Annotated in this window: 9 protein-coding genes and 2 tRNA genes; 1 reads left to right on the top strand and 10 read right to left on the bottom strand. The window is 43.2% G+C overall.

Annotated elements, in window-relative coordinates; all coding sequences use genetic code 11:
• Positions 1 to 26 precede the first annotated feature (26 nt).
• Entirely contained in the window at positions 27 to 530 is a 504-nt protein-coding gene (moaC, locus tag ACOZ9X_RS20950) for a cyclic pyranopterin monophosphate synthase MoaC (RefSeq protein ID WP_153236453.1), read from the bottom strand.
• Positions 531 to 918: 388 nt separating this feature from the next.
• On the opposite strand from moaC, the gene ACOZ9X_RS20955 reads away from it, so the two are divergent.
• On the top strand, positions 919 to 2,859 hold the full coding sequence (locus ACOZ9X_RS20955; protein WP_423419801.1) for an ABC-F family ATP-binding cassette domain-containing protein: 1,941 nt from the start codon (positions 919 to 921) through the stop codon (positions 2,857 to 2,859).
• 438 nt (positions 2,860 to 3,297) lie between these two features.
• On the opposite strand, the gene tsaD is transcribed toward ACOZ9X_RS20955, so the two are convergent.
• The 9 genes from tsaD to ACOZ9X_RS21000 form a co-directional block, all read right to left on the bottom strand.
• Positions 3,298 to 4,314, bottom strand: coding sequence for a tRNA (adenosine(37)-N6)-threonylcarbamoyltransferase complex transferase subunit TsaD (gene tsaD / locus ACOZ9X_RS20960; RefSeq protein WP_423419802.1), 1,017 nt, complete (start codon positions 4,312 to 4,314; stop codon positions 3,298 to 3,300).
• A complete protein-coding gene (gene rimI, locus ACOZ9X_RS20965; protein ID WP_423419803.1) occupies positions 4,311 to 4,760 on the bottom strand; it encodes a ribosomal protein S18-alanine N-acetyltransferase in 450 nt (149 codons plus the stop codon). Before rimI ends, tsaD begins: the two co-directional genes overlap by 4 nt.
• A gap of 10 nt (positions 4,761 to 4,770) precedes the next feature.
• Positions 4,771 to 5,466: a tRNA (adenosine(37)-N6)-threonylcarbamoyltransferase complex dimerization subunit type 1 TsaB gene (gene tsaB, locus ACOZ9X_RS20970; protein WP_423419804.1), complete on the bottom strand. Its 696-nt coding sequence runs from the start codon at positions 5,464 to 5,466 to the stop codon at positions 4,771 to 4,773.
• Complete coding sequence (gene tsaE / locus ACOZ9X_RS20975; protein ID WP_423419805.1) at positions 5,466 to 5,918, bottom strand: tRNA (adenosine(37)-N6)-threonylcarbamoyltransferase complex ATPase subunit type 1 TsaE; 453 nt, start codon at positions 5,916 to 5,918, stop codon at positions 5,466 to 5,468. The genes tsaB and tsaE overlap by 1 nt, the downstream gene beginning before the upstream one ends.
• Positions 5,919 to 5,927: 9 nt before the next feature.
• Positions 5,928 to 6,926 (bottom strand): thiamine-phosphate kinase, encoded by a 999-nt coding sequence (gene thiL, locus ACOZ9X_RS20980; protein ID WP_423419806.1) that lies wholly within the window; start codon positions 6,924 to 6,926, stop codon positions 5,928 to 5,930.
• Between the two features lie 341 nt (positions 6,927 to 7,267).
• Positions 7,268 to 7,343, bottom strand: a tRNA-Asp gene (locus ACOZ9X_RS20985).
• Between the two features lie 105 nt (positions 7,344 to 7,448).
• A tRNA-Met gene (locus tag ACOZ9X_RS20990) sits at positions 7,449 to 7,525 on the bottom strand.
• Positions 7,526 to 7,666: 141 nt separating this feature from the next.
• The gene (locus tag ACOZ9X_RS20995) at positions 7,667 to 9,046 is read right to left on the bottom strand and encodes an amino acid permease (RefSeq protein ID WP_423419807.1); all 1,380 of its coding nucleotides are present in this window, start codon (positions 9,044 to 9,046) and stop codon (positions 7,667 to 7,669) included.
• A gap of 109 nt (positions 9,047 to 9,155) precedes the next feature.
• Positions 9,156 to 10,304 carry a trans-sulfuration enzyme family protein gene (locus ACOZ9X_RS21000; protein WP_423419808.1) on the bottom strand — a complete coding sequence of 383 codons (1,149 nt, stop codon included), beginning with the start codon at positions 10,302 to 10,304 and terminating at the stop codon, positions 9,156 to 9,158.
• Between the last annotated feature and the right edge of the window lie 819 nt (positions 10,305 to 11,123).

Consider the following 11,123-nt stretch of genomic DNA (forward strand, 5'->3'; position numbering starts at 1 on the left):
TAGAAAGCTTATCTGTTCCTATTGTATCATATTTTGTCAGGGCTTGAAGAACGTAGAAAGTCCCCATTCTTGCCTCCTGTTTTCGACTGGAGATATGTAGGTCCGATCACCATTCCCTTATCCGCTGCTTTACACATATCATAGACGGTTAAAGCTGCTGCAGAAGCTGCTGTTAACGCCTCCATCTCTACACCGGTGCTGCCTTTCGTTTTCACTTCGACTTGAATGTTTAATTTATACATGCTGTCCGCTAATTCATCCCATGAAAAAGACAGATCAACGCCAGTCAGTGATAACGGGTGACACATCGGGATCCAGTCAGAGGTCTTTTTGGCAGCCATGATCCCAGCGATCTGTGCGACGGCTAGAACGTCCCCTTTTTTAAATCCGTTTTCTTTGATCTTAAGGAAGACTTCTTCAGAAACCGTTACCCCGCTTACCGCTACGGCTGTTCGGTGAGATGTTTCTTTTTCCGAAATATCAACCATGCGTGCACGGCCTTCTTCATTAAAATGGGTAAACTCTGTCATAAAACCCCTCCTCATGATGAATATACACGAAACCGCTTTTATTGTCGTTAAGATTTTACTTGTAATTATTGCAAAATGTTGAACATTCCCTTTGTTGGCGCGAATCTCCAAACTACGCTAAACTACTAGTTAGACAGGGTTTTTTGTATTAAGGCTGATACATGATTGTTGAAAGTAGTTGATTTCCGCTCCAGGTGCTTCGCTTTCCGCGGGGCAGGCGGTGAGCCACATTCGTACGTTTCACGTATAAGTGTCTCACCTGCCCGCCTGTCCTAGCCGAGAGTCTCGCACCTTGCGCTCCAATCAACTTTACAATGAAGCAATAATTCCAATCATTTTAGGAAGCCATTTAATAAAGCCACCCGTTTTTCATAGAGGTGAAATTACAATGATTATTTTACAAGTTCAGGACGTAACGAAGTCGTTTGGCGCGGACGTTATTTTATCGAATATAAAACTAGAGGTTCAGAAAGGCGAGCGGATCGCGCTTGTTGGACGGAACGGTGCGGGTAAATCTACGCTGCTTCGTGTGATTACTGGTGAGTATTCCTATGATTCTGGTCATGTCATGATTCCGAAAGATGTGAAGACTGGCTATCTTGCACAAGATGCGGGACTGGATTCTGATGAATCGATCTGGAACGAGATGCTCTCTGTGTTTGAAGACCTTCGTAAAAAAGAGAAAAAGCTGCGTGAGATGGAAGCGCGTATGGGTGATCCAGAAGTGATTGCGAATGAAGCGGAGTATGAACGTCTCTTAAAAGACTATGATGCGCTTCAGGTTACGTTTAAAGACGAAGGCGGCTATCAGTATGAAGCAGAGATTCGTACGGTGCTTCACGGTTTTCAGTTTGCCGATTTTGATCGCGATACGAAGATCAACACATTGAGCGGTGGTCAAAAAACGAGACTCGCACTCGCGAAGCTTCTTTTAACAAAACCAGATCTACTCATTCTCGATGAGCCGACGAACCACTTAGACATCAAAACGCTCACGTGGCTTGAGCAATATTTGCAGAGTTATCCCGGCGGCATCTTAATCGTCTCCCATGACCGGTATTTCCTCGATAAAATCGTAACGACCGTTTATGAGGTTTCAAGAAAACGCTCTTACCGATTCACAGGGAACTATTCTAGCTATCTCGAGCAAAAAGCAGAGCGCTTCGCTCAAGAGATGAAAGAGTTTGAGAAGCAGCAAGAGCAGGTTGCGAAGTTAGAAGATTTTATTCAGCGTAATATCGTGCGTGCTTCCACGACAAAACGTGCACAGAGTCGTCGCAAACAGTTAGAGAAGATGGAATTGAAAGAGCGTCCCGCTGGTGCAGAAAAGTCTGCTAGCTTTTCTTTTGAGATTGAGAGACAAAGCGGGAACGATGTGCTGAAGCTAGAGAACGTGAGTACAGGATATGAAGACGGTGAACCGTTATTCAAGAACGTATCGGTAGCGGTTAACCGCCAAGACAGCGTGGCGATCGTTGGTCCGAACGGAATCGGCAAATCGACTTTACTAAAAGTGATACGTAAGCAGCTGCCTCTCATATCGGGCGATATACGTTACGGCAGTGGACTCATGATTTCTCACTATGATCAAGAACAAGCGGATCTTCATTCCCGCAAGACGCTTCTTAACGAGCTGTGGGATGACTATCCGGAAAAAACGGAAAAAGAGATCCGCTCGATCCTCGGACAATTCCTGTTTAGCGGTGACGATGTACTAAAGCTTGTAACAGAGCTGAGCGGTGGTCAGAAGGCTCGCCTTGCCCTGGCTAAGCTTATGATGGAAAAAGGCAACCTTCTTCTGCTGGACGAGCCGACGAACCATTTGGACCTCGACAGCAAAGAGATCCTTGAACAAGCTCTGATCCACTATCCAGGTACGATTCTTTTCGTATCGCATGACCGATATTTCATTAACCGTATCGCCACAAAGGTCGTTGAACTCGCACCAACAGGCATGACCGAGTATCTAGGTGACTACGACTATTACACCGAAAAGAAAAACGAGATGAAAGCACGGGAAGAAATTGCTGCGCGCCAGAAAGCGGAGAACGCGGTTAACACCCCTTCTTCCAACCAAGGAAACGGTGCTAAGAATTCGATCGATAAAGAAGCGAAGAAGTTAGATCGTAAAAGGCAGCGTCGTATCGAGGAGATTGAGGGTCTGCTTGAAGGACTCGAAACGAAAATCACTTCGGCGGAAGCTGAACTATGTAAACCTGAAGTCTTTCAGGATTATGAAAAGACGCAAGAATTCCAATCTCAGCTAGATGCTTTGAACGAAGAGATGGAAACGTTGATGGAAGAATGGGAAGAACTACAGAATGCTTAAGTTGAAAGCTGATATCCTTACTTTATTGTAGGGATGTCAGCTTTTTTGTTTTGCTTTTACACTTCTCCACCCATCATTTCACTCGCTATGCACGTTTCGACATCACTTACGCATTTATTCCCCTAGTTTACACACAACTATCTTCATATACTTAAAAAAACACCTGGTGAAAATTTCGAATAATCATTCTTATCCACAGATCAATCTGTGGATTCCACTCTTTTCGACGAGTTATCCACTTTATCCACACGAACATGTGTATACATGATGTGAATTGTGTATAACACAAACCCTTTATTTCAAATGTTTCAAAACCATTGTCCACATTATCCACAAACCTGTGTGTAACTTTTCCACAAAAATGAAGGGTTTTTGTGTCGAATTACGTCGATATCTAAAAAAAGCTCATCTCCTCATAAAAGGAAAAGAGCTTTTACATTATTGCGCTTCTAAATCTAACCCTGGTACACCGTTTAATGCCATATCTCCGCGCGTTCCTTTTTGGTACGCTACACTACCTGCAGCTCCAATCATGGCTGCATTATCTGTGCATAAGTGAAGAGGAGGAATGACGAGATCATACTTTGTTCCGTTAAAACGGTTTTCTAGCATGTGACGAAGTCCTTTGTTCGCCGCTACCCCACCGGCTAAGAGGACTTGTTTTACGTTATATTGCTCTGCGGCACGGTATGTTTTTTCTACAAGTACATCCACAACACTCGCTTGGAAGCTCGCTGCTAGATCTTCAGGCTTGATCACTTCTCCGCGCTGTGTTGCATTATGAACCGTATTGATCACAGCTGACTTCAAACCGCTAAAGCTGAAATCAAGTGAGTTCGGCTCTAGCCAAGCGCGAGGCAGGTCGATGTTTGCTTCTCCCTCTTGTGCGAGCTTATCGATATGAGGACCGCCTGGGTATGGCATGTTAAGCGTTCGCGCTACTTTATCGTACGCTTCCCCGGCTGCGTCGTCTCTTGTCTCACCGATTACTTTGAACGTGCCGTGCTCCTCCATCAGGACGAGCTCTGTATGTCCGCCAGAGACGATAAGAGACAACAGTGGAAACGTCATTTCTTTTACAAGTCTGTTCGCGTAGATATGCCCTGCGATATGATGGACAGGAACGAGTGGCAGACTATGCGCAAAGGCAAATGCTTTCGCTGCGTTAACACCAATTAAGAGTGCTCCGACGAGGCCTGGTCCTTCTGTTACGGCAACAGCGGTGAGATCTCCTGGCTCTAACTCCGCTTGATTCAACGCTTCTTCGATCACGACCGTAATTTCTTCAACATGATGGCGTGACGCCACTTCAGGCACAACGCCGCCAAAACGTTTATGACTCTCGATCTGTGACGCGACAACGTTTGCCAGCAGTTCTGTACCGTTCTTCACAATCGCTACTGCTGTCTCATCACAGCTTGTTTCTATCGCTAATATCAATTCATCTTTTATCATAATTCCACCCACATTACTAAAGCATCTTCACCATTATCGCTATAATAGTTTTTCCGGATACCGCCTGCTTCAAATCCTAGTTTTTTATATAGATTCTGTGCAACATGATTACTTACGCGTGCCTCTAGCGTCATCGATATAGCACCGTGCATCTTCGCGAGCTTAATCGCTTCTCTCATGAGCATCTCCCCTAGCTTTCTTCCTCTATAAGAAGGAAGTATCGCTATGTTCGTAACATGTGCCTCATCCATAACAAGCCAGATGCCGCAATAACCGACCGGCTGAAAGGAGTCTTCGATGACGAGGTAATGAGCGAACTGGTTCTCAACAATTTCTCTATAAAAAGCTTCTCGCGACCATGGAACGGCGAACGACGCTTGCTCGATCCCTAGGATATCGTCTATATCGCTTACTTTTGCCAGTCTGAATGTATAAGGCTCTCCCATCAGATCCACCCTACTTCCCCTGTGACTTCAGCCAGTTCACTTCTGCTTCTGCCAACTGAAGATAACTTGGTGTAAACGAATGGATATCAACCGGTTCGTTCGCCATACCGATACGTCCGAGTTCGCTTGGACGAGGATTATGATCAGATACTTGTCCAAAAACAGCTTGGTCGCCTAACACGTTCTGAATCGTTTCTTGGTGCAGAGGCAAGTCGCTACCTACAAATAATATCTTTTTATCTAGCGTTTGAAGCTTTTCCAACCAATCTTTTAATAAGATGATTTGGTCTTCCCAAAGATTTTGAAACTCTCCTGAATCATTTCTTCCATAAAGCCCCGTAAATAGCTGCGTGCGGCGCGCATCGAATAAAGGAACGGTATAGCCCTCAAAGTATTTCCCGCTCTGAGCGAGCACTTCCAGGCTCGAGATCCCAACGAGTTCTTTTTTCAGCGTCCACGCAAGTGTCTTTGCGATCGTTACACCGATTCTAACACCTGTATAAGATCCTGGCCCTTTTGCAACCACGATGCGATCGAGTTCTGCAGGTTTTATACCCGTCTCTTTTAATACTTCTTCAATCGCAGGCATCACTCGTATCGAATGATTCTTTTTTAAGTTTGTAATATACTCACCGAGCACTTTTCCTTCATCCAATACTGAGATCCCCATCACAAGATTGGATGTATCTATTGCAAGAACTTTCATTACATAATCTCCTTAACGCGTTCTTCGTATCTGTTTCCGATAGGTTTTAATTGAATCTCGCGCTCGTCGTCGCCTTTATGTGAGATAACGAGTTCAAGTCTTTCTTCTGGTAAATAGTCTTCTATAAATACGGCCCACTCAACCACACAGACGCCGTCTCCAGAAAAGTACTCTTCAAAGCCTAAATCTTCATCAGAGTCTTCTAACCGGTACACATCCATATGATAAAGCGGCAATCGTCCACTATATTCTTTAATGATGGTAAAAGTAGGAGAGTTCACTGTACGGGTCACTCCGAGCCCTTTTGCGAGCCCTTTTGTAAAAGTCGTCTTTCCAGCTCCAAGATCTCCAGCCAGTGTGAGTACATCTCCTTTATGAAGAATAGAGCCCAGCTTTTCTGCAAAAGACATCGTTTCTTCCGCTGACTTTGTTTCGTATTGATAAGTACTCATGACTTCCCCTTACCTTTCCCTAAAATGATTAAATCCTTTTTTCGTAAGAAGTTCAGGCTTCTCGTCCTGTTTATGAAGATAGACCTCAGCCTTACCAGCTTCTCCAACTTTACCGATTTCATAAAGCGGCAGCCCATGTTGTTTGAAGGTATCTGACAGAACCTTAAAATCTTCTTCGGACGCCGTCCCTACCAGCACATAGTCCTCTCCACCAAACAACTGATGGTTGAGCACATCAGCCTCTGATAAATCTCTTAAGAACTCACTAACAGGCAGGCTGTTTCTTTCTATATAAATGGAAACGTTACTCGCTTCAGCTATTTCATTCAATTCGCTCGCCACTCCGTCACTAACATCGTTCAAGGAAATTCGAAAACCGCTTCCTGCGAGAATTCTTCCTTGCTGGATATGAGGAAGGGGCATCTGATGCTTTTTTGTCCATTTTTTTTCGTTTGTCGTTAGATCAGCGTGTCTTGTTTTTTCAAGCAAAATGTTGAGCCCTGCCGCTGATTCTCCCGTTGTTCCTGTTACAAATACAGAGTCTCTAGGTCTCGCGTTACTTCTTAATAAAGATCTACCTTTTTCTACTTTTCCAATAACGGTCACCGATAATACTAACGGCCCTTTTGTAGAAACGGTATCGCCGCCCATAAGATCCATTTTGTATTTCGCAGCAAGATCTCCCATTCCGCGATAGATCTCTTGCAGCTCATCCTCCGACCATTCAGGTGGAATCGCAATCGAGACGAGATAGAACTGCGGAATACCACCCATAGCTGCAATATCACTTACGTTCACTGCAAGTGCCTTAAAACCCGTTTGATAAGGAGATAAGGTATCCTTCGTAAAATGAACGTCTTCTACCATAGTGTCCACACAAACGATTTGATTCATCTCTTCGTTCACCGACCAAAGAGCAGCGTCATCACCGATTCCTTGAACCACCTCTTTTTGAAAGAAATGCCGAGGCGTGATGCTGTTAATCCATTCAAATTCATCTTTAATCATGGATGTGCTCCTCTCTGGTCTTAACTTTGTTGTTTGGAAGTGGTTGATATCCGTTACAGGTGCTTCGCTTTCCGCGGGGCGGGCGGTGAGCCCCTTGCCGCTTTGCGCCTTTAAGGGTCTCACCTGTCCCACTCGTCCCGCAGGAGTCTCGCACCTTTCACTCCAATCAACAAATCAATGAAGAAAAATAGTAAAACACAAGTCATATAGCCATAGCCAAATAAAAATTTATAAAAAAGCCTTAGGATTATAATAAAACTCCTAAGGTGACAGTTGTATATTTTTAGTTTAACTTACTTTTAGACATAAAAAAACACGAAACCTTGTTTCGTTTTTAAAAGTGGCGGACCCGACCGGGGTCGAACCGGCGATCTCCTGCGTGACAGGCAGGCATGTTAACCACTACACCACGGGTCCAGCTTGTATGTAATTAATGTAGTTATAAAAATTGGTTGCACCCAATGGGTACTTCCGATATTTCATGGCTAGACGTTTACTCGACGTAGTTCATGAAATTTAAATTGGTTGCGGGGACAGGATTTGAACCTGCGACCTTCGGGTTATGAGCCCGACGAGCTACCAGACTGCTCCACCCCGCGACGTTATAAAATGTTGTTTTTTCTGGTTTAGATAACAACTTGTTTCGGACATTTATTAATATATCACGTTTATTAGTATGATGCAAGTGTTTTAAAAATATTAGGCACAAGAAATTTTTTTTATTTCCTGTGCCCTCTATTTTATGCCACTTTATCGTTATTTTCAGGGCGTTTGTTGAACCCCTTAAAATAGTAGATCGCTGTTAATAAGATCAACCAACAAGGCCCTACGATCAAGGCGATACGTGTATCTGGGAAGTATGCCATGAGTCCAACAACAAAAATTAGAATAGCTAATGCGATATATGAACCATACGGAAAGAACGGAACTTTAAATTTCAGTGTTTTCTTTTCTTCTTCACTTAAGCTTCTACGGAACTTAAGCTGTGATAGAAGAATAATCGACCATGTCCATATCGCTCCGAATGTCGAGATACTTGTTACCCATACGAAAACTTTTTCAGGAACAAGATAATTTAACGCGACTCCAATAAGAAGTGCTCCAGCTGAAACTAATACAGCTACAGAAGGGACACCCGTTTTACTTACTTTATGAAGCTTTGCCGGAGCTTGTTTCTGCTCAGCCAGGTTAAAAAGCATACGTCCTGTACTGAAAATTCCACTGTTACAGCTTGATAATGCCGCAGTTAATACGACAAAGTTAATGATACCAGCAGCTTGTCCGATACCGATTTTTTCAAATGTAAGAACGAACGGACTTCCTTGTGTCCCGATCTGATCCCACGGGTAGATGGACATGATAACAAATAATGCCCCTACGTAGAAAATCAGGATACGCCAGAATACAGAGTTTACAGCTCTTGCTAAAGATTTTTCAGGATTCTTTACCTCACCTGCTGTAACACCGATCATCTCGATTCCTAAGAATGCAAACATAACCATCTGCATAGACATGAGGATTCCCTGTATGCCGTTTGGTGCGAAACCGCCATTTTCCCAAAGGTTACTGATTCCTGTTGCCACTCCACCGTTACCAAAACCAAATAGTATCATGCCTAAACCAGTTATAATCATTAATACGATAGCAACGATCTTGATAAGTGCAAACCAGAATTCAAACTCTCCATATGCTTTGATCGCAAGCAAGTTGATGCTCGCCATGATCACAAGTGCTGATAGTGCCCAAATCCAAACAGGTACATCTGGGTACCACATCTTCATATAAATACCTACAGCTGTTATCTCAGCCATACATGTAACGATCCATAAGAACCAATAGTTCCAGCCTGTTAAATAACCGGCTAGTGGTCCAATATAGTTTTTGGCATATCGGCTGAAAGATCCAGCAACGGGTTGATGAATGGCCATCTCACCTAACGCTCTCATAATGATGAACATTACAGATCCGCCTAATGCATATGCTAATAAAATTGCTGGCCCCGCCATTTCAATTGCTGAAGCTGACCCTAAAAATAAGCCCACTCCAATAGCAGCCCCGAGTGACATAAGTGTGATATGTCGTTCTTCGAGCCCACGATGTAATTCTTGTTTTGGCTTCATTTTTATGCCTCCCTTGATGTATATGATGAAGCGCTTTCACTCAGGTATCATAACACATTTCGACAAAAAGAAACAATTCGTTTTTATTACAGTAAAAAGACCAAAAGCCCTATTTTAACAGGGCTTTTTTGGCAGCTTCTTTAAAAACAGTTACGATATCCTCAATATTTTCAATCCCAACAGAAATTCGAATCACATTCTTATTAATCCCCAATTTTTCGCATGTTTCTGCTGGTAATGAACGGTGTGAAGTTCCGAGTGGATATGAAACCGTCGTCTCTACACCAGCAAGGGTGGGAACGATGTGAACCCAATCCAATGATTGAAAGAACGTGTGCACGTTGCTGTTTTCATCAAGTTCGATCGTTACAATAGAAGAATTACCCGTTTCACTCACGTATTCGGGATAGTACACGGTTTTAATTCCCTCTGTCTGTTTAAGCTGGTTCGCTAATTCAGTGGCATTAGTGATGTGACGCTCCATACGCACGCTTAACGTCTTCAACCCTCTGGATGCTAACCACGCATCAAACGGTCCTAGATTACAACCAAGGTGAATCATTTTCGCTTGAGCTTTTGCGATTAACTCCTCTTTCCCTACGACAACGCCTGCAGTCACGTCACTATGGCCATTTAAATATTTCGTCGCACTATGAACAACGAGATCGACGCCTTTCGTGTACGGCTGAAGTACATAAGGTGTAGCGAATGTATTATCGATCATCGTCGTTAGATTATTCTCTTTTGCTAGGGCAACTAGACCCTCTAGATCCTCTACACGCAATAAAGGATTCGTAATGGATTCTGAATAAATGAGCTTTGTGTTGTTACGGATGTTTTGTTTAACCTCATCTAAGTCTTTAAATGAAACGAATGTGGTTTCGATTCCAAAGCTTTTGAGGTCATCAGAAAGAAGCTGATAGGTGCCGCCATACAGATCATCGCAAGCTAGTATATGATCACCGACTTGTGTAACCGCTAAGATACCAACTAGAATGGCTGACATCCCCGATGAAGTCACAACACCTGCAGGAGCTTGTTCAAGGCTCGCCACACCGCCCGCAAAATCATTCTGATTAGGGTTATTCATACGCGTATATAAATAATCGTTCTTTCCTCTAAAATAATCCTCTAGGTCGTCTAAATCTTTAAAAGAAAAAGCTGAAGTCTGATAGATCGGATTAATCTTACTCACTGACTTCACACTATTATGACCACTTGCATGCACGCTGGATGTATCAAAATGAACATTCTTCATGATATATGGCCTCCCCATTGTTTTTTATCTTTTAGTTTAGCATAAAATTGGTTGGAGATATGGGTTTGGGGTTTGTTTGTTTTTTGGTAGTGTGTATAGAAATGTTGGTTAGGGGCTTGTGAAGTGTGATAGTTAGTTACTGGTGTAGTTTTAAGTTTTAGCTAGTGGTGGTCGGTGTCGAAAATTCGATTAAAATTTTTATCCGTGAAATTATAAAGCTTATCCGTGAATATATGGAGGATTACCGTGAATAAAATCACGATTACCGTGAAATTATGTGGGATGGAGTAGATGGGGATAGCTGATTAGTGGTTTTGTGGGGAAGATCAGGGGTTTTTAAGTGTGTTTTTGGCTTGGAAGGTGGTTAAGGGAGCTACTTGAGGAGCTTTTGAGATGAAATTTTAAGCTTTTCAGACGAATCGCGTTGTGGAAGATGGCTCTGGCGATCTTCTTCCTATGTTGAGGGGGTTGAGATGATTTTGATGTTATGTGCTGAGCTTAGAAGAATACCGCTCAGGGTATTTTCCTCACAGAATTAAGTCTAGATAAGAAAAATTAAGTCGTAAGAAGAGCCAATTAAGTCGGAACGAACCTCAATTAAGTCGAAAACCGAAAATAAAGGCCATTCGCTAAATCTCGACAACCGCTCCCTGCCCGATCCATGCTTTATACCCCGAGCCTTCCACACCCCAATCATCCATAATCAGAAGTTTGGCAGCCGCCAAACCACCTTATTTTCTTTTGAAAACAAAAAAAAAGAAGATGGATTCTCATCCATCTTCCTCATTGCCTAGCGACGTCCTACTCTAACAGGGGGAA

The organism is Fictibacillus nanhaiensis, from assembly GCF_049537595.1.
GTDB lineage: Bacteria > Bacillota > Bacilli > Bacillales > Fictibacillaceae > Fictibacillus > Fictibacillus nanhaiensis_F.